Below are 26,486 nucleotides of genomic sequence, written 5' to 3'. Positions count from 1 at the left end.
GGTATGGGGTCCTTCGGTCGGGTCCGGTGTGGAGGTCAGTCGCGGTAGGAGCCGAGGTGCCAGATGTGGGCCCGCTCCAGCTTCACCGAGCCGTTCTCGGCGAAGACCTGCACTCCCTGGCCGGCGGGGTCGGGGAAGATCTGGTCGGTGATCACTGCTTCGCCGTTGCCGCCGAACACCTCGACGGACGACCAGTCGACAAGGATCCGAAGCTTCACCTTGCCGTCCTTTGCCTCCAGGGGGGCTTGCTGGACGCCGGGGAAGGAACTGTTGAAGTCCACGGCGCCGGAGTGGGTGCGGTCGACGTACAGCTCCTGCGTCGTGGTGTCGTAGCCGATGAGGGTCTCCTCGCCCGCAGCGCCGGTGCGCACCTTCAGGCCGAAGCGTTCGGCGTCCTTGAGGGAGAAGGTGGCCTCGATGTCGAGGGCCTTGCCCTTGGCCGTGGGGCCGGCCAGGGGCCTGCTGGTGTTCTTGACGGTGAGGCCGGCCGCGGTTGTCGGGGGCTCTTGGCGCAGGGACTTCAGGCTGTTCACCGGCTTGCTGGTCAGGCGGATCCGGCCGTCGACAGTGCGCAGGGCCATCTCCCGGGGCGTGCTCTGAGCGCCCCGCCAGGGGGAGGTGGGGATGGCACCGCTGTAGTCCCAGTTGTTCATCCAGCCGATCATGTAGCGCTTGCCGCCCGGCGCGTTCTCCCAGGACACCGCCGCGTAGTAGTCCTTGCCGTAGTCGGCCCAGTCGGCGCGCTGCAGGGCGGACTGAGCGGGCTTGTCAGCGGCGGTGAACTGGTCGGCCAGGATGTGGCCCCAGCCGGCGGTGTTCATGTCGACGACCTGGACCTGGGCCTTCTTGCCGGCGTAGGGGCGCAGGTCGAAGGAAGCCCAGTCGAGGGTCTCGCTGTTGGAGCCGGTGGCGCTGCGCACGACCTGGCCGTCGACGACCAGGTCGACGGACGTCTCCTGGGAGACGGGCTGAGCCTTGGTGTCGGACAACATGATGTGGTCGACATTGATGTGACCCCAGCCGCCGGTGTTCTCGTCGACGACCCTGATCTGCGCCTTCTTGCCGGCGAGGTCGCTGACGTCCCAGGAGGCCCAGTTGAGGGCCTCGGCGTCCCCTCCGGTGGTGCTGCGCACGATCTGGCCGTCGACGAGGAGTTCTACGGCGGTGGGTTCGGCGGCGCCGGCGGGGTGGTGGCCGCCGCCGATGAGGAAGTTGATGTGCTTCTTGTCGAGGGTGAATGCGGGCGAGGTCAGCGTGCCGGTAGTGGAGTCGCCGTTCAGGAAGGTGTTGACCAGGCCGCTGCCCCGGAATCCGGAGACTTCCTGCTGGCCGGGGAGGGTGCCGGTGGCCGGCGCGGCGCCGAAGGCGTCTCCAGTCTTCGTCCAGTCCCCGTAGCTGCCGCCTTCGAAGTCAGCGAGGACCGTGCCTGCGGGTGGCGGTCCCTGCTCCAGGACGGTTCCCGGCTCGTGCGGGTGGCGTCCGCCGCCGACCTTGAAGTTCAGGTAGGGGCTGTCGACGGTGAATGCGGGGGAGGTGAGGGTGCCGGTGCTGCCGTCGCCCGAGTGGAAGCTGTTGGCGAGGCCCTTGCCGTCGAAGCCGTCGATGGTGCCCTGCCCGGCCAGTGCACCGGCCGAGGGCCCGTCGCCGAACGCTGTGCCGGTGGCCGTCCACGTCCCGAAGCCGGTGCCCTCGAAGTCCTGCACCGCCTTCCCGGCGGGCGGGGTGTAGGTGCCCTTGTCCTCGGCGGTGAACGTCGTGCCGTCGAAGTCGCCGATGAAGTACTGGGCGGCCGAACCGCCTGCGATGCCGCCGGGGTTGATGTTGACGACGAGGACCCATTTGATGTGGTGCGGGTCTCCGTCGACCGCGAGGGGGAAGAGGTCGGGGCACTCCCACACGCCGCCGGTCGCGCCGGCCGGGCCGAACTCGCTGAGCAGGTCCCAGTCCTTGAGGTTCTTCGACGAGTAGAACCGCACCTTGTGCTCGGTGGACAGCGACACGGTCATCAGCCAGCTCTTCGTGGGTGCGTACCACTGCACCTTGGGGTCGCGGAACTCGCCGGAGCCGATGTCGAGTACGGGATTGCCCTGGTACTTGGTCCAGGTGCGTCCGCGGTCGGCGCTGTAGGCCAGCGACTGGGCCTGCTTGCCGCCGTTCTTGTAGGCGCTGGTGTAGATCGCCACCATGGGCGGGTTCTTCTTCGTGCCGAATCCGGTGGTGTTGTTCCAGTCGACGACCGCGCTGCCGGAGAACACCATCTCCTGGTCGTCGTGCGACAGAGCGAGCGGCAGCTCCTTCCAGTGCACGAGGTCCTTGCTCACCGCGTGTCCCCAGGACATGTCGCCCCAGGAGTTGCCGTTGGGGTTGTACTGGTAGAACAGGTGGTATTCGCCCTGGTAGTACACCAGACCGTTCGGGTCGTTCATCCAGTTCTTCTGCGGGGTGAAGTGGAACTGGGGCCGGTAGGTCTCGGAGTACGGCCGGGTGTCGGCGGCCAGGGCCTGCGGGGCGAGCGGGGCCGCGGACAGGGCGCCGACGGTTGCCACCGCCGCGATCATCCGTGTGCGGGCACGTCGGGATACACGTCCAGAGCTCATGGTGTCTCCTGTGCTGCGGGTGTCCGCACAGCGGAGTCTGCTGCCCCGGCGCGGAACCAGCCGAAATTGACGTCCCGCCGGGCGCTGACGTCCACGGCGCCCGACAAGGAAGCGTCATCGTTGACTTGTGTCAGCGATGACATCGAGTGGCCCGATGATGGGGCAACCCGGCCAACGCGTCAACAGTCCGGGCGCCAGGTCACCTGCAGCCGCCACGCCCGTATCTCATGCTCGGCCGGCAGTGGCGAGCTGCGCCAACTGGCTGTGCAGCGGCGGGTTCGGGCCGGCAACCGAGCAGGTCAGGGCCGCAACCCTGGCAGCGAATCGGCAGGCGTCCGCGACGTCCCCGAGACGGAGATGCGTCAGCCTGCCGCCGAGGAGTTCACGGGCGGTCAGGTGGTGCAGCAGCCCGGCGGTGAAGGAGTCTCCCGCCCCCACCGTGTCGACGACGCGTGTGGGCACGGCGGGCATCACAATGCGTTCGCCGTTGAGCGAGGCCAGGACGCCGTCGGCACCGAGCGTGATCACGACGAGCGGCGCCCCGGCCGCGTGCCAGGTGTCGCACGCCTGCTCGGGCGGCGTGCCCGGCAGCAGGAGTTGCAGGTCGTCATCGCTCAGCCGCAGCACATCGGCCAGGGCGCACCAGTGCGCCAGCCGGTCGCGGTAGACCTCGGGATCCACCAGCAGCGGCCGGACGTTGGGGTCGATGCTGATGGTGGCCCGGGGAGCCGATGCGGCCAGAAAGTCCTCCACCACGCGCGCGCCGGGTTCCTGCACCAGGGCCAGGGAACCGGTGTGCACGCAGGCGGTCCCGGACAGGTCCACCTCCGCCAGCTCCTCGGCTGTCCACTGCCAGTCGGCCGTGTTCTGCGCGTGGAAGGAGAACGCGGCCTGGCCCCGCTCGTCCAGCTCCGCCACGGCCAGCGTGCTGGCCTCTGCGGCCGCGACGGCGCCCGTCAGGTCCACCCCGGACGACTCCAGGTGGGCCCGGAACAGACGGCCGAACACGTCGCCGGACAGCCGTGCGAGGAAGCGCGCCGGGGTGCCCAGACGGGCCAGGGCCACAGCCGTGTTCGCGGGTCCGCCGCCGGGCAGCACCCGCAGCGCGAGCTCGCTCGAGGTGCCCGCCGGTTCGGTGAACGCGTCCGCGACGCACTCTCCCAGGACGGTGATCTGACGTGGGCTGCTCATGGGCGGCTCTCCTCTTCGAACGCACAGGCGGGAAGCGGGCACGGACCGGGCATCCGCCGCGGCCGTTACGGACTTGTGTCTCGCGCAAGGCATTGACGTTGCCGGGAGCCGGAGTCCATCATCCTCGGCAAGCAGTGTCAACGATGACATAAGTCAACTGCTGTTATCCCGGGCGGCATGTGTCTCGATCCCGCCCCGTGCCGCTCGCTATCCCCCAGGAGTCGAACATGTCTCGCACCACCCGCCTGCGCTCCTCACTCCTCAGAGCCGCCGCTGTCACGGGCGTCGCGGCGCTCACCCTGACGGCCTGCGGTTCCGGCTCCGGATCGGGCTCGTCCGGCGCCGGTTCAGGCGGCGTGAAGGTCGGCCTGATCACCAAGACGGACACCAACCCGTTCTTCGTGAAGATGAAGGAGGGCGCGGAGAAGGAGGCGAAGGCCGAGGGCGTCAAGCTCATGACCGCAGCCGGCAAGTTCGACGGGGACAACGCCGGCCAGGTCACTGCCATCGAGAACATGGTCGCCTCCGGCGTGAAGGGCATCCTGATCACCCCGAGCGACTCCAAGGCCATCGTGCCGGCGATCGAGAAGGCCAAGGCCAAGGGTGTCCTGGTCATCGCGTTGGACACACCGACCGACCCGCAGAGCGCGGTCGACGCTCTCTTCGCCACCGACAATCTCAAGGCCGGCGAGCTGATCGGCGCATACGCCAAGGCCGCCATGAAGGGCAAGGCCGCCAAGATAGCCACCCTCGACCTCGCGCCCGGTGTGTCCGTCGGCGTCCAGCGGCACGACGGTTTCCTGAAGGGCTTCGGCATCAAGGAGGGCGACTCCTCCGTCGTCTGTTCCCAGGACACCGGCGGCGACCAGGCCAAGGGCCAGACGGCGATGGAGAACTGCCTCCAGAAGGAGCCGGACATCAACGTCGTCTACACCATCAACGAGCCCGCCGCGCTGGGCGCCTGGACCGCGCTGAAGGCCAAGGGTCGCGAGAAGGACGTGCTGATCGTCTCCGTCGACGGTGGCTGCACCGGGACCCAGGCGGTCAAGGACGGCAAGATCGCCGCGACGTCGCAGCAGTACCCGCTGAAGATGGCCGCCGAGGGCGTCAAGGCCGTCGTGACGTACGCCAAGGACGGCAAGAAGGCGTCGGGCTACACCGACACCGGCGTCACTCTGATCACCGACAAGGCGCAGGCCGACGTCACGGCCAAGGACACCGGCTACGGTTTGGAGAACTGCTGGGGCTGAGCCGCCCCCGAGGACCGTACGACACCGCATGCCCCCCGCGCGGCGGCCGTCCCTCTTTCCCTGACCGGGGGCGGCCGCCCCCTTGTTCCCCTGTCCTCCGACGCGGACGCACAAGGACATCTGTCTTCCGACAAGGACTTCGCATGACAGCCACGACCACGCCCCCGGACACGTCCAAGCCGTACGCCGGGCTCACCGCACCGAGCACGGCCCGCAGACTGCTCACGCAGCCGACCACCGGCCCGCTGGTCGCCCTACTCCTGGCCTGTGCCTTCTTCTCGTTCTCGACCGACCAGTTCCTCACCGGCGGGAACTTTTCGCTGATCGTGCAGCAGGTCATGGTCGTAGGCACCCTCGCCATCGGCCAGACCTTGATCATCCTCACCGCGGGCATCGACCTGTCGTGCGGAGCCGTGATGGCGTTCGGCAGCATCATGATCGCCAAGATGGCCGCCGAGGGCTCCCTGCCACCGCTCGCCGCCATCGCGCTCGGCCTGGTCGTCTGTAGCGGCTTCGGGCTGCTCAACGGGGCGCTGGTGCAGAAGATCCCGCTGCCGCCGTTCATCGTCACTCTCGGCATGCTCAACGTGGCGTTCGCACTGACCCACATCTACTCCGAAGAACAGACCGTCACCGGCCTGCCCGGATCCCTGACAGTTCTGGGGAAGACCTTCCCGCTCGGCAACACCGACATCACCTACGGCTCGCTGGTCACCATCGGCCTGTTCCTCCTGCTCGCCTACGCCCTGAGCAGCACCGGATGGGGCCGGCACGTCTACGCGCTGGGCAACAGCCCCGAAGCAGCACGGCTGAACGGCATCCGGACCTCCCGCCTGACCATCGGTGTCTACACCGTGGCGGGTCTGCTGTACGGCATCGCCGCCCTCCTGCTCATCTCCCGCACCGGAGTCGGCGACCCCCAGGCCGGCCAGACCGACAACCTCGACAGCATCACCGCCGTGGTCCTTGGCGGCACCAGCCTCTTCGGCGGCCGCGGCTCGGTCCTGGGCACCTTCATCGGCGTCCTCATCGTCGGTGTGTTCCGCAACGGCCTGCAGCTGATGGGCGTCGCCTCGATCTACCAGACGCTGATCACCGGTGTTCTGGTGATCCTGGCGGTGACCGTCGACCAGATCTCCCGGAAGAAGGCACGATGAGCGCGACCCCCACCCCCGTGCTGCAGGCCCGCGGCCTGGTCAAGAGGTACGGACACGTCACCGCCATCGACGGCGCCGACTTCGACTTGATGCCCGGCGAGGTCCTCGCCGTCATCGGCGACAACGGCGCCGGAAAGACGAGCCTGATCAAGGCCCTCACCGGCGCTCTGACCCCCGACGCCGGCGAGATCCGCCTCAACGGCCGGCCCATCACCTTTTCCGGACCGCAAAGCGCCCGTGCCCACGGCATCGAGACGGTCTATCAGGATCTCGCCGTGGCCGCATCCATGGACATCGCCTCGAACATGTTCCTGGGACGCGAACTGCTCCGACCAGGCGTCCTGGGAAGCGTCTTCCGCATGCTGGACAAGAAGCGCATGCGCCAAGAAGCCGCCGAGCACATGGCCGACCTGAAGATCGGCCTGCGCTCGCTGACCCAGGCGGTCGAGACCCTCTCCGGCGGACAGCGGCAGGCCGTCGCGGTCGCCCGGTCCGTCGCCTGGGCCCGCAGCGTCGTCGTCATGGACGAACCCACCGCCGCCCTCGGCGTCAAGGAGTCCGGACAAGTCCTCGACCTCATCCGCCGCGTCCGGGACAAGGGCATGCCGGTCGTCCTGATCAGCCACAACATGCCGCACGTCTTCGAGATCGCCGACCGCATCCACGTCCACCGCCTCGGTAAGCGCGCGGCTGTGATCAAGCCTTCCGACTACTCCATGGCCGAAGTCGTCGCCATCATGACCGGAGCGCTCACCGTCGACGAGGCGGGAGGTACCGTCGTAGCGGATTCCCAGGCGGCGAAAGCTGCGGGAGTCCAGGCCAACTGACCTACGACCAGACACTCATGGGTTCCGGCCGCGGGCGACACACCGCGCCACCGTGGCCGGACCCGACGAGCAGGGGAGACTGTTTACTCCATGGCAGCGAACCGCCGCCCCACCCTCGCAGACGTGGCCCGGGAAGTGGGCGTCAGCGCCAAGACGGTCTCCCGCGTCCTCAACGAGGACGGCCCCGCCTCAGCCAAGACCCGGGAGCAGGTGCTCGCCGCCGTGGCCAGGCTCGGCTTCCAGCCGAACCTCATGGCCCGCAACATCCGCGTCGGCGGACCCGACACCACCATCGGGCTGGTCATCCCCGACCTCGGCAACCCCTTCTTCGGTGCCGTGGCCCGCAGCATCGAGGACACCGTCCGCGACCGCGGCCTGACCCTGCTCATGGGCTCCTCCGCAGACGACCCCGACCGCGAACGCGCGCTGACGGACAAGTTCCTCGCCCGCCGCGTCAGCGTACTGATGGTCGTGCCGTCCGTCGGGGCCGACCACTCCCATCTCAAGCCCCACCGCGCCACGGGCCTGCCCGTCGTCTTCCTCGACCGTCCCGGGGTGGGCCTGTCCACGGACATCGTCGTCAGCTCCAACCGAGCCGGCGCCCAAGCCGGCGTCACGCACCTCATCAACCACGGCCACCGACGCATCGGCTTCGTCGGCGACCTCCCCACCAAGCTCTACACCCGCCGCGAGCGCCTGGCCGGATACCGTGCGGCGCTCGACGAAGCCGGCCTCCCCTACGACCGTTCCCTGCTCACCAATGCGCACGACCAGCACGGGGCCGCCATCGCCACCGCCGAGTTGCTGAGCCTGGCCGATCCCCCCACCGCCCTGTTCGCCGGCAACAACATCGTTGCTCTGGGAGTCGTCACCGAACTCGCCCGCACGAGACGCAAGGACGTGGCCTTCGTCGCCTTCGACGACGTCCCGCTCGCCGAGGTGCTCGAACCGGCCTTGACCGTTGTCGCCCAGGACCCCAAGGAAATCGGCAGAGCAGCAGCGACCGCCGGCCTGGCCCGCCTCGACGGCGACCGCTCCCGCGCCCGCACCGTTACCGTCCCCACCCGACTGATCGTGCGCGGTTCGGGGGAGCAGCACCCGGCCCCGCAGCTGCTGCAGGAGGCGTAACAGGCTCGCTCACCTTCCAGCACCAAGCCGAAGGCTACGTAGTGCGCCGGCCACTGACGTGCTCCCTCGGCTGGACCGCTCCCGCGGCGGGCCAGGTACGACGGGAGTCGCTTGAGCGCGAGGCGGCCTTGCCCGCACACCACGAGCTACCGCACCGGTATCAACAGCTCTGCCTCAAGGAGAGACGGCGTGCGATGTGGAGCCGGTCTGTCAGCTCCAACATCCCGGACCGTCAGGGTGCGTCGATTCAACGGCCGATCCTGGTTGCCGGGGTGTCAGTTGTTGCTCGGGTCAAGCGGCCCTTGAAGGCGATCTGGAAGGCTTTCAGGGGTGCCTTCCAGCGCATGGTGGAATAACTAGCCGGACTCCCTGGCCGGGACAATCCGGGACTCAATCCGATCCTCGAACTCATGACTCGCGACGAGGCCGAGCCGAGGGCGCGGCGCCTCGCGCCGCCGAAAACGCTCTGGACATTCCGAAAGTGCGCGCCACACCTGGACAAACAGGTGGCCACGGGTACGGGCCCTCCGCGGTGAGGCCTCCCTCACCGTCGAACTCGACGGTTCGCATGGAGGACCGCTGACCCCAAAGGGGTGAGGGCGTGCACCACCGTGTTCCGTTGCCGGGTGGAGGTGATCAGCCCCGCCTCACGCAGGGTGGAGGTGTGGAGGCTGGCGCTGGCGGCGGAAACGCCGCAACGGCGAGCCAGTTCGCTCGTGATACAGCCGTCCTCGATGAGGCGCAGACATGTTGCACGAGTGGCTCCCAACAGAGCTTCCAGTCCCGTGGAGCTGGGCGGATACTGCGAGCCGATCACATCAGCCAGGAGCCGCGTGTGCAGCTCCGGCATCTCCGTCACGCCGCTGCCCGGCTGCGGGCGGCGAGCTGGGGGGAAAGCCTCTTCCCACAACCGAGGCCGCGCCGGCGGGCGACCTACACCCGCCCGCACGGAGTCCGGCACCTGTTCGCCGGCTACGACCTGGGCAAGAGCGGGGCGACGCGGTATGGCTGGTGGTGACTCACTCGTACGCGACGACGAGCGTGCATCACCTGACGGCCTCCAATACGGTGAAATCGCCCGACTGAGACAGGAGGGCAGGGTGTGGCGGTCCCGCGCTTCGTTCGCACGTCGCGCGGGACGCCGAAACAACGTCCTCGGTGCTGCCTTCACCGGACCAGTCGCGATCCACAGGCCCCGACCGGCCCAGTAGTGCAACGTTCCTATGCCGAAGCCGCAGCCTTCTCACCGTCGGCCGCTGAGCCGTCGGTGACGGTTTGAGCAGCAGACCGGTCGGTGCTGGAGTACAGCACAGTTCGCTTCTGCCGCGTCCGTTCGATCTCGCCCTTGGCGACCAGCCGTTCCAGAGTGTTGCGCACGATGGTGACGTTACGCGCCCGCTCGGGGTATCGCCGCTCCAACTCCTCACCGATTTCCAAGGCTGTGCGCGGCTCTCCGGCATGGCCGTCCAAAATCGCCTTGAGCAGCACCCCCAACGCCGGGGTGGCCGCGGTGCTCACAGCGGACTTCGCCCCAGCAGCCTGGGCCGAGGTCTTCTTGGCCGTGACCTTCTTCGTTGCAGTCTCTGCCGCGGTCCTCTTCTGCGCGGTCCTCCGGCCTCCCGCAGGCTGCGCCACCTTCTTCCGCCCCCTGCCGAGCTGCTGCGGCAGGGACGCCTGCTCAGGCGTCTCGGAGGAGCCGCACTCGGCCCCGTCGTCGGCGGGGCTGCTGTCTTGAGCACCGCCCGGACCGGCCAGGGACGCCTGGACGCCGGCTAGCCACGTCTCCTCCGAGCGCAGCTGCTCCAGGCGCGTCTGGAGCAGCTGAAGCTGTGTAGTCACTTCTTGTTGCTCTGCACGGTTCTTCTCCAGGTCGGCGGTGACCTGCTGTGCGTACCGGTCCTGAATGGTCGTGGCGCTCGTTTCATCAGTCACGCCGAATCACACTCCTTATCCGTATTTGGGTGCGCCGGATGCTACCCCGCTGGTGACTCCGCTTACGACTCCTAACAAAAAGAGGCTTCTGGACCATCGGAATGACGGCGTGTCAGTTCCCGTTGATGCTGGCCGAAGGGGGTGCGAGCCAGTCGAGACGAGGAAGACCGCTGCCACACCGCGGGAGATCGACGACGAGGTATGGGTGCGCATCGCGCCGCTGCTGCCGGTCGTCCCGCGTAATCCGCAGCGTCCAGGTCATAAGCGTCTGGATAGTCGCAAGGTGCTGTGCGGGATCCTGTTCGTGCTGTACCCCGGGATCCGCTGGGAGTTTCTGCCCCAGGAGCTGGGCTTCGGCTCGGGGATGACCTGCTGGCGACGGCTGCGGGACTGGAACGAGGCCGGGGTCTGGCAGCGCTTGCACGAACTGCTGCTCTCCGAGCTGCGGGCCGCAGACCTGCTGGACCTCTCCCGTGCAGGGGTGGACTCCAGCCACATCCGCGCGATGAAAGGCGGACCGGCCACCGACCCGTCCCCGGTGGACCGGGGCAAGGCCGGCAGCAAGCACCACCTCATCGTCGAGGCGCACGGCATTCCGCTCGCGGCGATCACCACTGGCGGCAACCGCAACGACGTCACCCAAATGATCCCGCTGATCCAGGCCGTCTCGCCGATCCGCGGCAAGCGCGGCCAGCCACTGCGCCGCCCCAAACACCTGTACGCCGACCGCGGCTATGACCACGAGGTCTACCGGGACAAGGTCCGCAGGTTAGATGGCGTGCTCGATGCGTGAGAGCGCATACGTGGCAGTGCGGCCCACGCGGCCTCACATCCGAGATCTCAGCACGTCGACCTCACAGCCCGGCGCGAAGGGGTCGAAACCCTGCTCGATCAGCGGGCGAACCGCCAGCAGGCTTCGCAACGACGACCACCCGTGGACCACGTCGAGGTCGAGGCCGATGTCGTTGCCGTAGCCGGTGATGACGTCGTCGAGGTGGTCCTCGTGTCCGAGCATGAAGGTGGCGAGGTCGTACAGGGCATCACCCTGACCCGCCTCCGACCAATCGATGATGCCGGTGACCTCGTCGCCGTCAACGAAGACGTGCGCGATCTGCAGGTCGCCGTGCGTGAAAGCCGGAGTCCACGGCCGCAGTGCGGCCTCGGCGACCTTGCGGTTGCGGGTGACTAGGTCGGCTGGCAGGACGCCGTTCGTCACGAGTAACTCGCACTCGTCGGCTAGCTCCTTCGTCAACTCGTCGATGCTCCGGCCGGCCCGACCAGGCCAGGGCGGCAGCGGCGCGTCGTGCAGCTTCCGGATGGTGGCGCCCGCCGCGGCCCACGCCGCCGGCGACCCGGTCGCCGGCCCGCCGAGGCACCCAAGCGTCGTCCCCGGGAGTGCAGCGGTTGCGAGCACGGGCGGCTTGCGCCACAGGACCTCCGGGGTCGGCACCGGCGCGAGGGACATCGCCTCGACCTCGACGTCGAGGCGCGCCTGATCGGCGTCCACCTTCAAGAACACGTCGCCGACGCGCAGAGTCGCGCGCTCGGAATGGGCGACGACGACTTCGACCTTATCCACGGGCGACCAGTATCCCGGGGATGATCGCCGACGTCGCCACGTTTATCGAGTGCGATCACACGGCTGACTGCGTCCCGCTGCCCCGGCGGCCTCGTGGACGATCACCGACCTCTGACCAGATCGCGCCCACCACTTCTGTTACGAGTCCTTACTCACCAGAACGGGACCGCCCTGGTGCTGTCTCACGGGTCGGCGGGTGGCGTCCTTGCCCCTCTTCGAGCTGCAACGCCCGCTGCCCACGCTGCATACCCCCGGCACAGCCGATCTGATGAGTCGTCGCCTGCTTGCGCTCGTGTCACTGCCACCTACTAGGGTTCTCACCTGCAATGCGTGTTCGACGTACGCGTGCGATGCGGTGCAACGGGGGAGGAAGACGGGGATGGGTTACACGATCCCAGGCTGGCTGGACGAGGTCCTGGACTTCATCGGAATCAACTTCCCGAACGTCGACGAGGACGACTACCGCGAGATGGCAGAGGCCATGCGGGAGTTCGCTGAAAAGTTCGAGGGCCATGGCGCGGACGCGCACAAGGCCTTCTCCCGGATCCTGTCCTCCTCCGAGGGCTGGGCCGTTGATGCGATGGAGAAGCACTGGAGCCAGGTGAAGGCCAGCCACCTGGAGAAGCTTCCGGAGCTCGCGCGGCTGTTCGCGGATGCCTGCGACGCGCTCGCGGAAATCATCTTCTGGATGAAGACCAAGGCGGAGGCGGAACTGGCGGTGATGGCCGCGTCGGTGGGTCTGTCCATCGGGCTTGCCTGGGTCACCGGCGGTCTGTCCGCCGTGCTCGGCGCAGCCGAGATCGCGGCCATGCGGCAAGCAGTCAAGCGCATCATCGACGAGGCGGTGGACCGCATCGTCGACGAGGTGATTGCCAAGCTGACCGAGCCGGTCAACGCCAAGCTGGAGTCGATGGTCGAGGACATGGTGCTCGACCTGGTCGACGGCGCTTTTTCCATGCCGTCCGCAGACGGCAGCGTCGGGCACGGTGGCAAGGGCGGCCACGGCGGAATGCATCTCGCCTCGGCAGGCGGCCCGGCAGGTCCCGGCAGGACCACCAGGATCGACCACACCGAGTTCGAAGACGGAGCCGGCAAGGTCTCCAGGCACGGGCACGAGCTGCACCTGGCCGCCTCCGACCCGCTACGGCGGGCCAGGGGAGCGTTCGGCCGCAGCAAGGGGCGTGACCCGTTCACGCAGGCCTTCGACAGCGTGCTGCACGGCGCGCTCAAGGGCTCCGAAAAAGCCCTGAAAAAGATCGCCAAGCACATCACGGAGACTCTGCCCGAGCGGGTGACGGGGGCTTCCCGGCTCCACAAGGCGAAGGATCACGGCGTACGGGACCGGGTCAACGCCATCGACGGCGGCAAACACGGGGACGGCAAGGGCGGGGGAGGCCGCCTCGGCTCGGACGGCGGCCGCGGCGACCGCCTGCGGGACAAGACGAAACTCGCATCTTCCCAACTGGCCCAAAGGGCCCGCGCGATGAAGAACAAGTTCACGTGCGGCGACCCGATCGACATGGCCACAGGCCAGATGATCCTCGCCCAGACCGACATCGAACTACCCGGTGTACTGCCGCTGGCACTGCGTCGCACCCACTTGTCCGGCTACGCAGAGGGCCGCTCCTTCGGCCCGTCGTGGGCCGCCACGCTCGACGAACGCCTTGAGCAGGACGAGTCGTTGGGCGGCCTTTGGTGGTACCGGGAGGACGGCTCCGCTCTGGCCTACCCGCGCCTGCCCGACCTGCCCGGTGACCGGGTCGACCCCGCCGAGGGGCCCCGGCTGCCGCTCACCTATGTGACGCGTGCGAGCAGCTACGTCCTGACCGTGCAGGACCCGCACAGCGGCCTGACCCGGCACTTCGAGCCCGCAGCCACCCAAGACGGCGTGTGGTGGCTCGTCTGCCTCGAGGACCGCAACGGCAACGCCGTCACCGTGGAGCGCGACGAGCACGACGTCCCGCTCACCGTCACCCACAGCGGCGGCTACCGCGTCCACGTCATCTCCGACGCCGAGCAGGGACGCGTCACCGCGCTTTCGGTACTCACCGACGACGGGCCCATACGCCTGCGGACCTTCCACTACGACGACGCCAGGGATCTCACCGAGATCCACAACGCCGTCGACGCGCCGCTTCACTTGGGCTACGACACAGCCCACCGCATCACCTACTGGCGCGACAGCAACGACACCGCGTACTCCTACACCTACGACGACCAACACCGCGTCGTCACCACCCGCGGCACCGACGGAATACTCGATGCCCGCCTCACCTACGAGGGCCCGGACACCGACGGCACCACCACCGCCACCTACACCAACTCGCTCGGCAACTCCACGGTCTACCGCGCCAACCGACACGGCCAGGTCACCTCGATCACCGATGAGCTCGGCAACACCACGACCCAGCGCTGGGACCGTCACGACCGTCTGGTCGCGCGTACCGATCCGCTCGGCCGCAGCACCCACTGGGAGTACAACGAGGCCGGTGACCTCATCCTGGTCACCACCTCCGACGGCGCCACCACCCGCATCGGCTACAACGACCTCCACCTGCCCGTGGAGCTCACCGGTCCCGACGGCAGCCGCCTCCACCAGGAGTTCGACGCCCGCGGCAACCGCACCGCCCTCATCTCCGCGGACGGCGGCGCCCTGCGCTTCACCCACCACGCCAACGGAGCGGTGGCCAGTGCCACCGACCCACTCGGCTCACACGTCAGCGTCCTGACCAACCCGGCAGGCCTGCCCACCCGCGTCACCGATGCGCACGGCGCCACCAGCCATGCCCGCTACGACGCCCTCGGCCGCACCGTCGAACTCGTCGACCCGCTCGGGAAGGTCACGACATCCGCCTGGGACGCAGAAGGACGACTGCTGCACCGCACGGCAGCCGACGGGACCACCGAGTCCTGGACCTGGGACGGCGAGAGCAATTGCACCAGCCACACCGACCCGCTCGGCGGCATCACCCGCCACACCTACGGGACCTTCGACCTGCCGGCCTCCCGCATATCACCCGACGGGGCCACGCACACCTTCCGCTACGACACCGAACAACGCCTCACCCACGTCACCAACACAGCCGGTCTGACCTGGACCTACACCTACGACCCGGCCGGACGCCTCATCACAGAGACCGATTTCGACGGCCGCACGTCCCACTACGCCTACGACGCCGCCGGGCAACCCACCTCACGCACGAACGCCGCAGGCGAAACGATTACCTACACCTTCGACGCAGCCGGGCGGCTGAGCGTCAAGAGCACCGACGGCGAGCGCACCGAATACCACTACGACGCGGCGTCCCGGATGACCCGAGCCGTCAACCAGGACCACGTACTGGCCTTCACCTACGACAGCACAGGACGCCTCACCTCGCAGACCGTCGACGGCGCCACCCTCAGCTTCACCCACGACCGGGCCGGGCACCGCCGCAGCCGCACCACCCCGGCCGGCACGATCACCACCTGGACCCACGGCCAGGACGACAACACAGCCCGCATGACCGTAGCCGGCCGCGCCATCGACTTCACCTACGACGACGCAGGACGGGAGGTCACCCGTCACATAGCCGGATTCGCGACACTGACCCACACCTACAGCCCCTCAGGCCGACTCGTCGGCCAAGCCATCACGGCGGGCACCGACCAACGTCTGATCCAGCGCAGGACGTACACACACCGCGCCGACGGCCATCTCACCGCCATCCACGACCTCCACGCCGGCCCCCGGCGCTTCGACCTCGACGCCGCAGGGCGGATCACCGCCGTCCACGCCGCAAACTGGAGCGAGTCGTACGCCTACGACACCATGGGGAACCAGACGACGGCATCCTGGCCCACCCGCCACGCCGGCCGTGACGCCACCGGAACCCGCGAATACACCGGCACCCGTATCACCCACGCCGGTCACGTCCGCTACGAACACGACGCCCTCGGCCGCATCGTGCTGCGCCAAAAAACCCGTCTGTCACGCAAGCCGGACACCTGGCGCTACGAATGGAACACCGACGACCAGCTGACCGCCGTCACCACCCCGGACGGCACCCGCTGGCGCTACACCTACGACCCTCTCGGTCGGCGCACGACGAAGCTGCGCATGGCCGCCGACGGCGTCACCGTCCTCGCGCGCACCACCTTCACCTGGGACGGCACCACCCTGTGCGAGCAGACCGCCCACAGCCATGGCTCCGCAGAGCTGGTGATACTCACCTGGGACCACGACGGCCGCACCCCGGTCGCACAGACCGAATCCAAGGCACTCGCGGCCGCACCCCAGGACGTCATCGATCAGCGATTCTTCGCCATCGTCACCGACCAGATCGGCACACCGACCGAATTGGTGGACGAGGCGGGCACAGTGGCCTGGCGCACCCGCGCCACTGTCTGGGGCGCCACCACCTGGAACAAAGACGCAGCCGCTTACACCCCCTTGCGGTTCCCAGGCCAGTACTACGACCCCGAGACAGGCCTGCACTACAACTACTTCCGCCACTACGACCCGGAATCCGCCCGCTACCTCACCCCGGACCCGCTCGGGCTGCTGCCAGCCCCCAACCCCGTCGCCTACGTCGACAACCCGCACTCGTTCAGCGACCCGCTGGGCCTCACTCCCTGCGACGAGAACGACGTCAGCTGGGGCGACCGAGTGCAGTACGGCCCACTCGGCCCGCACGACCGTGCCACCTCGATGCACGCCACCATCACCCGCGACATGCTCGGGGGCAAGACCAACCCCCAAGTCGACCCGGCCGGCTGGGAGTCAGGTAAGGGATACAACCGCGCCCACCTGCTGGCAGCCATGATCGGAGGCTCCAACAAGGACCCCCGCAACTTCGTGACCATGCACAGCTATGCCAACTCACCCGTCATGCGCCAAGTCGAACTGCAGGTGCGCAACGCCGTACGGAACGGCGAGATCATCCAGTACAGCGTCAGAGCCGTATACGCTGACGACAATGCGAAGATCCCCCTCGGCGTGACCATCGAGGCTCACGGCAACAACGGCTTCCAGATGCACCCGCACGGCAGCAACGGGGGCGGAACCAACATCTTCACCATCTGGAACCGCAAGCGGTGACGAAAGGACCCTCACATGACTCCCGACCTGACCCGACTCACGGAGCTCCTCGCCCCCCCTGAGGGCACCGCCCCGGTTCCGGACTGGGCCGCCGCTGAGGCCGCTCTGCGCACGGCCCTCCCCGCGGACTACAAAGAGCTCATTGAGACGTACGGAGGTGGCCTCATCGACGGCTACCTCCTGCTACTGGAGCCGAACTGCCCCAACGACGTCTACGACCTCCTCAAGATCTCAGCGGAGCGCGAGGAAGCCAATGACTCGTTGTGGCAGTTCGAGGACAAGCCCGAAGAGATGGAGACCCCAGGCAGCCGCCTGGTCTGCTGGGCCACCACGGACAACGGTGAGTACCTGTACTGGCTCGTGCAGGTGGACGACGATCCCGACGCCCGTCCCATCGTGATCAACAGTGAGTCGGGGGAGGACTGGGAGCGATACGACATGACGGTGACCCGCTTTCTGGTAGCCGTTCTCACCGGGGAGATCCACTCGGAAATCCTGTGGGACAAGTTCCCGCTGCCGCATCACGAGTTCCGCCCAGCCCGCGATATGCAGGACTAGGGTCCGGTCTGTCAATCGAGTGGTGTAACTGGGGTGGTTGGGTTACTGGCGGGCCGCAGAGAGCCGACCGTCGAAGGTGATGTCGAAGGCGTTCAGCGCGGTCTTCCAGCGCATGGTCCACCATCTCGTCGACGCCGGTCAGGCGCTTCTGCCGCTTCTTGACGATCTTCGGTTCGAAGGAGCCGCCCCGGTCACGGGGCACGGCTGTCTCCACCGGCCCGACCTCGGTCAGGACGGTCTTGGAGCGTGTGCCGTTGCGGGAGTTGCCGCCCTCCTTGCCCGCCGGATCGTGCTTGTCATAGCCGAGGTGGTCGGTGATCTCGCCCTCGAGGGCGGACTCCAGCAGCCGTTTGGTCAGCTGCTGGGGCAGCCCGCCCTCGCCGGTCAGCTGCAGGCCCTCTGCCTGGGCCCGACTCACCAGCTCGTCGATCAGCTGGTCGTCCAGCCGCGACGCGCTGCAGCGCCTCTTCCCCCGCAGCGGCCACCCCCTGGGCATGCAGCTGTTCAGCGCGAAGGAGAGCGTCTCCAAGGCGTGGTTCCCGCTGACCGGGCGCTGGCTGGACTTCGATCAGTGCGCGATCACGCCCGACCCGGACCGCGGCACGTTCACCGCGGTCCTGAAGGTGCCCGGCCCGGTGGTGGGCGGCGTACGCCTGGACCGCCTCGACGGACGGTTGCGGGTCCGGCGCCGGCTGGTCGTGACCGCCGTGGTGATCCCCGCGCCTACCAGTGAGCGGGCCGGCTGAGCGTCGGCGGCAGTACGGTGGCCGTGTCGCCCTTGGCCGCGTTCAGCTGCGCCTGGGTGAGGAACAGCGCACCGGTGAGGTCCGCGCCGCGCAGGTCGGCGTCCCGCAGGTCGGCCCCGATCAGGTCGGCGTCGCGCAGATCGGCCCCGCTGAGGTCGGCCGCGACGAGGAGGGCGCCGCGCAGGCTCGCTCCCCTGAGGTCGGCGCCGGACAGCTTCGCGCCGATCAGATCGGCTCCGCGGTGGTTCTTCTTACGGCCCGGAACCTGGGCCCGCGCCAGCTCGCTGGCCCGCAGCAGCAGTGTGTTGACCTCGCCGCGCAGCGCGTTCACGTCCAGCGCGGTGATCGACTCGGCGCTGCCGCGGGTCAGACCGTCGATGCGGGCCAGCGCCTTCCGCAGCTCCTTGTGGACGGGGCGGGCCGGTGCGAGGTCGAGGGCCTCGGTGACGTACCAGAGCAGCTCGTGCAGCTGCCGCATCACGGGGAAGACCTCGAACATGGAGCGCGCCGTCTTCGGCGCCTGACGCCAGTCAGTGCCCCCGAAGGTGATCTGGGAAACCTTCTGACCGGCGCCGAAGCAGTCGAACACGGTGCAGCCCTGGTAGCCCTTGTCGCGCAGCTGCGCGTGGATGCCGCAGCGGAAGTCCTGCTGGAGGTGCGAGCACGGCTGGCCGGCGGGCTTGTTGACGGCGAAGTCGGCGGAGCGGGCGAAGGGCAGGGCCACGCAGCACAGGCCGAAGCAGTTGCCGCAGTCGGCCTGGAGGTCCTTGCCGTCCTCGGAGGCCTTGTGGTCCTCGGAGACCTTGCGGTTCTGGCCCGCCTTGTGGTTCGTGGGCGCCTTGTGGTCGTGGGGGGTCTTGCGGCCCTGGGGTGCCTTGCGGTCGTTCCGCGGGGGCCTGCGGTCCTGGCCCGCGCTGCCTTGCTCTCGACCCTGGCCCGCCGTGCCGCGCTCTCGGTCCTGGCCCGCGGCGCCGCGCTCGCGGCCCTGGCCCGCGCTGCCGCCGTCTCGGCCCTTGCCCGCGGACGGACGCTTGCGCTCGTCCGCCTGGGACGGGCGGCCCTGCCCGTCGGCGGCAGGCGACCGTCGGCGTCCCCCGGTGGAGGAGGACTGCTTGCGGCCCTCGCACGCGGAGGGGCGCTTGCGCCCCCCGGAGGAAGAGGGGACACCGTGCTGTGGCGACACCGTGCGTGCTCCTGTTGGGCGACGAACACCGCATACCGCGGCGCTCCTGGAACGGCTTCCATTCTCGCAGACGGCGTGTGGTGCCCGACCGAGCCCACACAGACCGGCCTCGGTGACCGGCCTCAGTCCACGTAGAGCGGCGGTCGCCGGTCCTTCCACGGCACCGCCTGTTCCAGCTGGGAGGCCACCTGGAGGTGCAGGTCCTCTCGACCGTGGGCGGCGACGAGCTTGACGCCGATGGGCAGGCCCTCCCGGCTCCGGCCCAGCGGCAGGCTGATCTCGGGATGGCCGGAGACGTTGAACGCGGCCGTGAAGGGCCCGTGGGCGAAGATGCGGCGCAGCCAGGAGCGCGCGCTCTGGCCGGGGGCGTCGTAGGCCAGGGTGCCGTGCGGCGCCGGCACGGCGGCCAGGGTCGGGGTGACCAGCAGGTCGTGGTCGAGGAAGAAGCGCCCCACAGGCCGGGTCACACGGTCCTGGGCCTCATCGCCGCCAGCACGTCGCGAGCGGTGAACGCCTCGGCCTCGGCGAGCACCGCTCGCGACACGGCCTCCAGCGAGGCGGGGTCCGGGCGGCGGGGGGCGCCCCTGAGGACCGCTCCACCCGTGGAGACGACGCTGAGCATGGCCGCCTCGACGATGTCATCCGGCTCGATCCGCGTACCCGCGTCCTGCTGCGGGCTCGTGGGCCTCAAGCCGAGCCGCGGCCGCACCCCGTGCGGCCCGCTCACCGGCGAAACCAGCACATCAAGGAGCAGCCCGCCCCGCTGCGCACCCTGCGCCCGGACGCGCCCGTGGAACTGGAACGGTTCGTCGACCGACTCCTGGCCACGGACCCGGCTCAGCGGCCGGCCTCCGCCGGGAAGGTCTGGGACGTCCCAAGGAGATCAACGACAGGCACTTCGGGTCCACTCCGCCCAGCCGCGGCAAGGACGTCGCGACCGAGGTGCTCGTCACCCAGGAGGAAGCCACAGACGGCGCGATCATCCCCCTGCGGATTACCTCCCACAACGCCTGCCCCGTCTGCGCCACCGGGACAGACGAGAAGGCGGCATAGTCCTGCACCACCTGCAAGGGAGAGGGCCGGATCGTCCGCGAGCAGCACTCCTACAAGGTCCGCATCCCCGCCGGCATCAAGGACGGCCAGGAGGTCCGCATTCGCGAGCTCGGCGGCCCTGGCAAGAACGGCGGTGCGCCCGGAGACTTGTACGTCACCGTGCACGTCCACGGCTGATCCACCGCGCGGTATTCGGCCAGGTCCGATGGCTCTGTGCCATTCGTGCGCAACCCGTCTCCAACATCACTGAGGCGCCGCTACACAGGAAGGCTGGGGCGGCGTTCTGCCGTCACGGTGTAGTGGTGGCCGGTCGGTGGGGGAGGTTGGGAGGGTTGCTGACCATCAACGTGGCGGTGATGCTCGCAGTCATCGTCGTCTGGCGATTGCGGCGTCGTACGGAGGCCCGTAGCCGCTTCGACGAGAAGCTGACCGTCCTCATCGTCCTGGCGCTGGGCGTCCTGATCGCGCCCACCCCGGCAGGTCAGGGGATCGTGAACATCCTGGGGCAGCTTGCGAGCGGCGTTACCCAGGCCAGCCGATGACCCCCGCACGGGCCGGACGGCGCCCATCGGTGCGCACCGCGAATCACGGGGCGGGGGAGTGGGGGAGTCATGGCGGCACGCCGACGACGTCGGCGCTTGAAGAAGCGGACGCGCAGGCAGCTGCAGCTCTGGGGCGCGCTGGCGCTGGTAGTCCCCGGTGTGTGGGTGGCCGGTCACTGGTCGGTGGTGTGGCCCGTCCTCGTGGCCGTCCTTACCGCGGCCGTGGTAGGCGGGGTCGGCTGGGTGCTGTTGAGGGCGCACCGCCTGGCGGTCGGCGAGGACCGTGCGTGGCGGGCGCAGGAGGAGGCCAGAGCGCGGGAGTTGTCGATGGCCGAGGTCGATGCGCTGTCGTGGCAGGAGTTCGAGGCGTACGTCGCCGATCTGTGCCGGCGGGACGGCTGCACGAAGGTCGTCGTCAGCGGCAGGACTGGCGACCTGGGAGCGGACGTCGTCGGCTACCTGACCGACGGCCGCAAGCTGGTGATCCAGTGCAAGAAATACGCGCCGTACCGGAGCGTGTCTTCGCAGGACATGCAGAAGTTCGTCGGCACCGCCCGCCTTGAGCACGGCGCGGACGTCGCGCTGTTCGTCACGACCTGCCGCTCGTTCACGAAGGCCGCCCTGGGCCTGGCGCTGCGCCAGGACATCGTGGCTCTACACCGCGACCTGCTGGGCGCCTGGGTCAAGGGCGCGCACCTGGAGACCCTGATCCCGCTGAACGGCCGCGGCGGCGGCACCAGGCGGCGCCCTTCTGCCTGACGGTGCCCCCAGCGGGGGGACCGAGGCGGCGGCCGTGCTCCGCGCAGACGCCAGCGAGGGCCTCCTGTGGTACTCGTCACATGCCGCCGCCATCGACCTCGTCGACCAGTGGGTGGCGTTCTTCGGCTTCTCCTCCAGCGTCTTGACGATGACCCGCTCGACGTCCGCGTCGGTGATCTTCCGCGGGACACCGGGCCGCGGCTCGTCGGACAGGCCGTCCAGGCCACGTTCGATGAATCGCCGCCGCCAGGTGCGGACCGTGTCCGGAGAGGCACCCAACCGGCGGGACACCTCCACGATCGAGTGCCCCTCGGCGCACTCCAGCACGATCCGCGACCTCTGGGCCAGCGCCTGAGCCGTCGAGCGACGACGCACCCAGCCCTCCAGCACGGCCCGTTGGGCATCGGTCAATGCCAACGGCGGAATCGTCGGACCCGGACGACTCATGCCAAACCAACGACGAATCTCCGACTCAGGTCACTAGTAGGGCTTGGTCATGGTCAACTTCACTCGTGGTGGCGTGTCTGCTGGGTTGTGGGTGCCGTTGAGCTGGTGTGACACCTGAGGAGTCGGCCGGGGTCCGGAAGGACCTGCCTGGCCCCACACGCCGACGCTCGTCTCGCCCCATGGCGCGGGAGTGAGGGTGGCTTGTGCGGAATGCGGTAGTCGGGCGGGGCGGCGCCCCGCCCGGCCCCGGACCCTTTCGTCACGCCAGGGCGTAGGCGCGCGGTACCTGGTTGAGTTCCGTCACGAGGTCGCCGTCTACGGGATCGACCTGGAGGAGGCCGGCCTCGCCTGGGCCACGGGCCGGCTACAGCCGCTCACCGAGCGGCCCGCCGCGACCGGCGGCGCGGCAGTGGTCTTTTTCGAGGCCGAGCCGGGCCGGCTGACCGCCGTCGAGGGCGCCGACGAGGTTCGGGAGCACCCCCGCGTCGTTGAGTTCCACATCAACTTCCAGGTCGGCCAGCACATCCCGCGGGTCCGCTGGTCGCTGGACCGGGCCGGGTACGTGGTGGTGACGGCCGAAACGGCGCAGGCCGCGCTGGGGCTGGCCCGGTCACTGGCCTCCCGGGTGCGGTTCGTGACGGAGCCGGAGGCGGTGGCCGAGGAGGACGGCGCCCACGACCTCCGTCGGCACCGCACATCGTGTTGATCCGGTCGCCCCCGCGCCGGTTGTGGCCTTCTACCACGCGGGGCCCGGCCGGCGTGAGCTTCAGCTCGGTGTGCGACAGGCCGTTGCGGAGACCGACCGCGTCCAGGAAGTCGGCCACCGTCCGGCACACCTCCTCCTCGAGTCCCGGATCCAGCCGGGCCGGCATGGTGTGCCCGAACTCGACGAAGCCGGTTCCGGTGATCTTGTCGATGATGGCGATCGGCACGTGGCGGCCGTCGAAGGAGAGCGCGTCGACGCTGATCTCCGGGCCCTCGAGGTACTCCTCCAGCAGGAACTGCTCCAGGCCGAGCGCGGTCAGCGCGGCGTGCGCGGACGCGGCTTCCCCGGCGTCGTCGATCTTGTGGATGCCGATGCTCGCGGAGCCGCCCAGCGGTTTGGCGATCAGCGGGTAACCCGTCTCGACGCCGAACCGCCTGATGTCCTCGATGCTCGACGCGAGGGCCGCCCGTACGACGCTGACCCCGCGCTCGCCGGTGTGGCGGCGCATACGCCACTTGTCGGTCAGCAGTGCCACGCTCTCGGAGGAGACGCCGTCCAGGCCGAGCTCGTCGTTTAGCAGAGCCGCGGTGATGACGGCCTCCTCCTGCACCGTCACCACGGCTGCGAACGGCGCGTGGTCGTGCAGTGCGCGGACGGCGTCCACCAGTTCCCGCGGGTCGGTGCGGTGCCGGAGGACCAGGCAGAGCTCGTCCTGTACGGCGTCGTCGGGTAGCTTGCGGAATTCCTCGGGGGTGTAGACGCAGACCGCGTCCAGTCCGAGCTGCCTGGCCCGCTGGAGCATGGGCGGTTTCGGCGAGACGAGGCAGACGCGCGTGTTCATGGGGTTTCCTTCGTGTGATCATGATGCGGAAGGCGCCTTGCGAGCGCCACGGCGTCCTGGGCCAGTGCCGTGGCGGGGTCGAAGACCGGCAGGTGCTCGACCCGGTGGCCCAGCACCAGGGGGAGTTCCGTGCAGGCAGCGACGATCATCTCGGCTCCGGCCCCGGCGATGTTTCTGACCGCCGGGGCGAGTGCCTGCTCGGCGGCCTCCGGCTTCCCCGCCTTGATCAGGCGCACGGCCCGCATGACGGACCGCTGCTGGAGCAGCGGCGGGGGGACGACCGCGTCGATGCCTCGCTGGCGCAACCCGTCCTGGTACAGGCCGGTCACCAGCGTCCCGGTGGTGGCGAGCAGCCCCACCCGGGAGAGTGGTGGCACGGCTGTGCACAGCTGGCGGACGCTGGCGTCGATCATGCTGAGGATGGGCACCGTGGAGGCCTTGCGCAGTTCTGGGAGGAAGGCGTGCGCTGTGTTGCGGGGCATCGCGGCGAACACCCATGCCTCCGCGCCCGCCGGCCCCGTCGTCCTCGGCATCTCGGCCCACTTCCATGACTCGGCGGCGGCGCTGCTGGTCGGCGGCCGCCTCGTCGCCGCCTCCCACGAGGAGCGCCACACCCGGCGCAAGCAGGACCCCGACCTGCCGATCGGCGCCGTGCGCGACTGCCTGGACCAAGCCGGGCTACGCATCACCGACGTCGATTGCGTGGCCTACTACGAGGACCCGGTGAAAAAGCTCCACCGCCAGCTGTGGACCGGCCTGCCGGCCCTCCCGGACAGCAGCACGGCGGCGCTCTACCGCCTGGACGCCGACCGGCCACTACGAGAGATCCGGGACCTGCTCGGCTGGGAGGACCGGATCGAGTTCGTCGATCACCACCTCTCCCACGCCGCCAGCGCCTACTACTTCTCCGGATTCGACGACAGCGCCGTGCTGACGGTGGACGCGGTCGGCGAGTGGGCCACCACCAGCTGGGGCGTCGGCCGAGGCGCGTCGCTCGAACTGACCGAGCAGGTGGAGTTCCCGCACTCCCTGGGCCTCCTCTACAGCGCCGTCACCGGCTACCTCGGCTTCGAAGTGAACGAGGGCGAATACAAGGTGATGGGACTCGCCCCCTACGGTGAGCCCCGCTTCCGGGACCAGATCGGAGAACTGATCCACGTCACCGAAGACGGGTCCTTCCGGCTCGACCTCGACTACTTCGACTTCACCAATCCAGACGGCATGCTCGGCGAACGGTTCACGTCCCTGGTCGGCGTGCCGCCACGGGCGCCGGAGTCCACGATCGAGAAAGTGCACCACGACCTCGCGCGCAGTATCCAGCTGGTGACCGAGGAAGTCCTGCTGCGCATGGTCGACAAGGCACACCGCATCTCAGGCAGTGACAACCTGTGCATGGCCGGCGGCGTGGCCCTCAACGTCGTGGCCGTGCGCCGCATCGTCGAAGAGAGCCCGTTCGCCCGGGTGTTCGTGCAACCGGCCGCCGGTGACGCGGGCGGCAGCCTGGGGTGCGCGGCGGTGGCCCACCAGCGCCTGACCGGAGAACGGCCCCGCAAGGACCGTCTGAGCTCGGTGCTCCTCGGCTCCGGCACGGACTCCGACGCGATCGCTCGGCTGCTCGGCGCGTACACCGGGAACTCCTTCGCCGACTTCCGTGGAGACGAGGCAGGCCTTCTCGACGCGGTCGCGCGGCGCTTGGCCCACGGCAAGGTGGTCGGCTGTTACCACGGGCGCGAGGAGTTTGGGCCCCGTTCCCTGGGCGGACGGTCCATCCTGGCCGACCCACGGGGCGACGACACACGGGACCGCATCAACGCCTCGGTCAAGATGCGCGAGGCGTTCCGGCCGTTCGCACCCGCAGTGCTGGCCGAGCATGCCCACCAGCATTTCCGGATCGACCACGAGTCACCGTTCATGCTGGAGACCTGCGAGGTGGTCTCGCCGCTGTCGCTGCCGGCCATCACCCACGTGGACGAGTCGGCCCGCGTGCAGACCGTCACCGAGCACGCCAACGGCCGCTTCTACCGCCTCATCAAGACGTTCGCCGACCTGACCGGCTGCCCGCTGCTGCTGAACACGTCGTTCAACCTGCGCGGAGAGCCGATCGTCCACACCCCCGTCGACGCCCTGCTCTGCTTCCTACGGTCGGACATCGACTGCCTGGTCCTCGACGACTTCGTGCTGGACCGCGACGCCGTCCCCCAGTCCTGGGTGACGTGGTTCAAGGGTACCCGGCCACCGCGCCGAAGCCGGGTCAGCGACAGTGTCTACACCCTGCTTTAACGGCTCAGAGCATCTGACACCGGTCGTAGGCGACGGCCGGCGTGAGGCGCAGCCGACCGTGTCCGTGCGGGCGGGTCTGCGGTTGGTGTGCTTGCCCGGCAACCCCGGCCGCAGACCCGGTAGGGGCGACGATAGTGCCAGCACGAATGAGATGGCTGCGGGGCATGAGGGGTAGCCCCCGCTCGGCGGCGAGCTCCCGGCGCATCCCCGTGGAGGCCATGTCCGCCGTCTCGATCTCCTGGCAGCAACCCAGCCCGGGCCGCAGATGAAGTCTCACAGTTATCTTCTTCGCGGTCCTGCAAGAGGGCCGCTGGCCTCCGGGCCCGGTACGACTGTTGCCCCCTGTCGAAGGGATGCCCTCGGGGTGGTGTCACCGGGCCCGAGGGGTGCCGTCGGAGACGCTGATCAGAGGTCCGACCACTGCCCGGCCGGGCGCAATGCCCGGCCGCTTGCGGGCGGCAGGTCTGCATAGCGTGGCTGCGCGAGAACGGCTCCCGACCTCGGGGCCGGCACGCGTCGACACATGTGGGGGCATGGTGATCAGCATCGACGGGGTGGGCGTCTTCCTGGGCCTGGACGTCGGCAAGCAAACGCATCACGGCCACGGGCTGACCCCGGCCGGGAAGACGG

The 26,486-nt window shown here is 69.0% G+C and carries 20 protein-coding genes and 7 pseudogenes; 15 read left to right on the top strand and 12 right to left on the bottom strand.

Annotated features, from left to right (window positions below; all coding sequences use genetic code 11):
* Positions 1-35 precede the first annotated feature (35 nt).
* Both ACWDNY_RS19950 and ACWDNY_RS19945 read right to left on the bottom strand, forming a co-directional pair.
* On the bottom strand, positions 36-2,597 hold the full coding sequence (locus ACWDNY_RS19950; RefSeq protein ID WP_451647091.1) for a GH32 C-terminal domain-containing protein: 2,562 nt from the start codon (positions 2,595-2,597) through the stop codon (positions 36-38).
* Positions 2,598-2,822: 225 nt separating this feature from the next.
* Positions 2,823-3,788: a carbohydrate kinase family protein gene (locus ACWDNY_RS19945; protein WP_451647090.1), complete on the bottom strand. Its 966-nt coding sequence runs from the start codon at positions 3,786-3,788 to the stop codon at positions 2,823-2,825.
* A 227-nt stretch (positions 3,789-4,015) separates the two neighbouring features.
* Between ACWDNY_RS19945 and ACWDNY_RS19940 the strand changes: the two genes are divergently transcribed.
* The 5 genes and pseudogenes from ACWDNY_RS19940 to ACWDNY_RS19920 form a co-directional block, all read left to right on the top strand.
* The gene (locus ACWDNY_RS19940) at positions 4,016-5,038 is read left to right on the top strand and encodes a substrate-binding domain-containing protein (protein WP_451647089.1); all 1,023 of its coding nucleotides are present in this window, start codon (positions 4,016-4,018) and stop codon (positions 5,036-5,038) included.
* 143 nt (positions 5,039-5,181) lie between these two features.
* Positions 5,182-6,195 (top strand): ABC transporter permease, encoded by a 1,014-nt coding sequence (locus ACWDNY_RS19935; RefSeq protein WP_451647088.1) that lies wholly within the window; start codon positions 5,182-5,184, stop codon positions 6,193-6,195.
* Entirely contained in the window at positions 6,192-7,022 is an 831-nt protein-coding gene (locus ACWDNY_RS19930) for an ATP-binding cassette domain-containing protein (protein ID WP_451647087.1), read from the top strand. The genes ACWDNY_RS19935 and ACWDNY_RS19930 overlap by 4 nt, the downstream gene beginning before the upstream one ends.
* A gap of 54 nt (positions 7,023-7,076) precedes the next feature.
* A pseudogene (locus ACWDNY_RS19925) lies at positions 7,077-8,150 on the top strand (LacI family DNA-binding transcriptional regulator); the annotation flags it as partial.
* A 910-nt stretch (positions 8,151-9,060) separates the two neighbouring features.
* Positions 9,061-9,138 (top strand): annotated as a pseudogene (locus tag ACWDNY_RS19920) (transposase); the annotation flags it as partial.
* 233 nt (positions 9,139-9,371) lie between these two features.
* Here the strand turns inward: ACWDNY_RS19920 and ACWDNY_RS19915 are convergent.
* The gene (locus tag ACWDNY_RS19915; RefSeq protein WP_451647086.1) at positions 9,372-10,082 is read right to left on the bottom strand and encodes a hypothetical protein; all 711 of its coding nucleotides are present in this window, start codon (positions 10,080-10,082) and stop codon (positions 9,372-9,374) included.
* 187 nt (positions 10,083-10,269) lie between these two features.
* Between ACWDNY_RS19915 and ACWDNY_RS19910 the strand changes: the two are divergent.
* Positions 10,270-10,848: pseudogene (locus ACWDNY_RS19910) on the top strand (IS5 family transposase); the annotation flags it as partial.
* Positions 10,849-10,908: 60 nt separating this feature from the next.
* Here the strand turns inward: ACWDNY_RS19910 and ACWDNY_RS19905 are convergent.
* On the bottom strand, positions 10,909-11,661 hold the full coding sequence (locus ACWDNY_RS19905) for a phosphotransferase family protein (protein ID WP_451647085.1): 753 nt from the start codon (positions 11,659-11,661) through the stop codon (positions 10,909-10,911).
* Positions 11,662-12,040: 379 nt separating this feature from the next.
* On the opposite strand from ACWDNY_RS19905, the gene ACWDNY_RS19900 reads away from it, so the two are divergent.
* Both ACWDNY_RS19900 and ACWDNY_RS19895 read left to right on the top strand, forming a co-directional pair.
* Positions 12,041-16,741: a DUF6531 domain-containing protein gene (locus ACWDNY_RS19900; RefSeq protein ID WP_451647084.1), complete on the top strand. Its 4,701-nt coding sequence runs from the start codon at positions 12,041-12,043 to the stop codon at positions 16,739-16,741.
* Positions 16,742-16,756: 15 nt separating this feature from the next.
* Positions 16,757-17,299: an SMI1/KNR4 family protein gene (locus ACWDNY_RS19895; RefSeq protein ID WP_451647083.1), complete on the top strand. Its 543-nt coding sequence runs from the start codon at positions 16,757-16,759 to the stop codon at positions 17,297-17,299.
* A 118-nt stretch (positions 17,300-17,417) separates the two neighbouring features.
* Here ACWDNY_RS19895 and ACWDNY_RS19890 read toward each other — a convergent pair.
* Positions 17,418-17,717 (bottom strand): annotated as a pseudogene (locus tag ACWDNY_RS19890) (transposase); the annotation flags it as partial.
* On the opposite strand from ACWDNY_RS19890, the gene ACWDNY_RS19885 reads away from it, so the two are divergent.
* Positions 17,614-18,045, top strand: a complete 432-nt coding sequence (locus ACWDNY_RS19885; protein ID WP_451647082.1) for a 4'-phosphopantetheinyl transferase superfamily protein — start codon at positions 17,614-17,616, stop codon at positions 18,043-18,045. The pseudogene ACWDNY_RS19890 and the gene ACWDNY_RS19885 overlap by 104 nt on opposite strands.
* Here ACWDNY_RS19885 and ACWDNY_RS19880 read toward each other — a convergent pair.
* The 3 genes and pseudogenes from ACWDNY_RS19880 to ACWDNY_RS19870 form a co-directional block, all read right to left on the bottom strand.
* Positions 18,023-18,814, bottom strand: a pseudogene (locus tag ACWDNY_RS19880) (pentapeptide repeat-containing protein); the annotation flags it as partial. The gene ACWDNY_RS19885 and the pseudogene ACWDNY_RS19880 overlap by 23 nt on opposite strands.
* A gap of 536 nt (positions 18,815-19,350) precedes the next feature.
* Positions 19,351-19,695, bottom strand: a complete 345-nt coding sequence (locus ACWDNY_RS19875) for an amidase family protein (protein ID WP_451647081.1) — start codon at positions 19,693-19,695, stop codon at positions 19,351-19,353.
* Entirely contained in the window at positions 19,692-19,850 is a 159-nt protein-coding gene (locus tag ACWDNY_RS19870; protein ID WP_451647080.1) for a hypothetical protein, read from the bottom strand. Before ACWDNY_RS19870 ends, ACWDNY_RS19875 begins: the two co-directional genes overlap by 4 nt.
* Between ACWDNY_RS19870 and ACWDNY_RS19865 the strand changes: the two are divergent.
* The 4 genes and pseudogenes from ACWDNY_RS19865 to ACWDNY_RS19850 all read left to right on the top strand — a co-directional run.
* Positions 19,849-19,926 (top strand): annotated as a pseudogene (locus ACWDNY_RS19865) (amidase family protein); the annotation flags it as partial. The gene ACWDNY_RS19870 and the pseudogene ACWDNY_RS19865 overlap by 2 nt on opposite strands.
* 385 nt (positions 19,927-20,311) lie before the next feature.
* Positions 20,312-20,458 carry a DnaJ C-terminal domain-containing protein gene (locus ACWDNY_RS19860; protein WP_451647115.1) on the top strand — a complete coding sequence of 49 codons (147 nt, stop codon included), beginning with the start codon at positions 20,312-20,314 and terminating at the stop codon, positions 20,456-20,458.
* Between the two features lie 155 nt (positions 20,459-20,613).
* Entirely contained in the window at positions 20,614-20,823 is a 210-nt protein-coding gene (locus ACWDNY_RS19855; RefSeq protein WP_451647114.1) for a hypothetical protein, read from the top strand.
* Between the two features lie 69 nt (positions 20,824-20,892).
* Complete coding sequence (locus ACWDNY_RS19850) at positions 20,893-21,582, top strand: restriction endonuclease (RefSeq protein WP_451647079.1); 690 nt, start codon at positions 20,893-20,895, stop codon at positions 21,580-21,582.
* Here ACWDNY_RS19850 and ACWDNY_RS19845 read toward each other — a convergent pair.
* Both ACWDNY_RS19845 and ACWDNY_RS19840 read right to left on the bottom strand, forming a co-directional pair.
* Entirely contained in the window at positions 21,478-22,029 is a 552-nt protein-coding gene (locus ACWDNY_RS19845; RefSeq protein WP_451647078.1) for a helix-turn-helix domain-containing protein, read from the bottom strand. The two genes, ACWDNY_RS19850 and ACWDNY_RS19845, sit on opposite strands and share 105 nt — an antisense overlap.
* 364 nt (positions 22,030-22,393) lie before the next feature.
* Complete coding sequence (locus ACWDNY_RS19840) at positions 22,394-22,528, bottom strand: hypothetical protein (protein ID WP_451647118.1); 135 nt, start codon at positions 22,526-22,528, stop codon at positions 22,394-22,396.
* On the opposite strand from ACWDNY_RS19840, the gene ACWDNY_RS19835 reads away from it, so the two are divergent.
* Positions 22,469-22,735 (top strand): hypothetical protein, encoded by a 267-nt coding sequence (locus ACWDNY_RS19835; RefSeq protein ID WP_451647113.1) that lies wholly within the window; start codon positions 22,469-22,471, stop codon positions 22,733-22,735. The two genes, ACWDNY_RS19840 and ACWDNY_RS19835, sit on opposite strands and share 60 nt — an antisense overlap.
* 13 nt (positions 22,736-22,748) lie before the next feature.
* Here the strand turns inward: ACWDNY_RS19835 and ACWDNY_RS19830 are convergent.
* Positions 22,749-23,537, bottom strand: a pseudogene (locus tag ACWDNY_RS19830) (ATP-grasp domain-containing protein); the annotation flags it as partial.
* 35 nt (positions 23,538-23,572) lie between these two features.
* Entirely contained in the window at positions 23,573-24,109 is a 537-nt protein-coding gene (locus ACWDNY_RS19825; protein ID WP_451647077.1) for an aspartate/glutamate racemase family protein, read from the bottom strand.
* On the opposite strand from ACWDNY_RS19825, the gene ACWDNY_RS19820 reads away from it, so the two are divergent.
* The gene (locus ACWDNY_RS19820; RefSeq protein WP_451647076.1) at positions 24,045-25,856 is read left to right on the top strand and encodes a carbamoyltransferase family protein; all 1,812 of its coding nucleotides are present in this window, start codon (positions 24,045-24,047) and stop codon (positions 25,854-25,856) included. The genes ACWDNY_RS19825 and ACWDNY_RS19820 overlap by 65 nt on opposite strands.
* Positions 25,857-26,486 lie beyond the last annotated feature (630 nt).

The sequence above is a fragment of the Streptomyces sp. NPDC003697 genome, from assembly GCF_053587115.1.
Note: the sequence above shows the minus strand (reverse complement) of the source record. Positions and strands in the feature narration are given on the sequence as shown.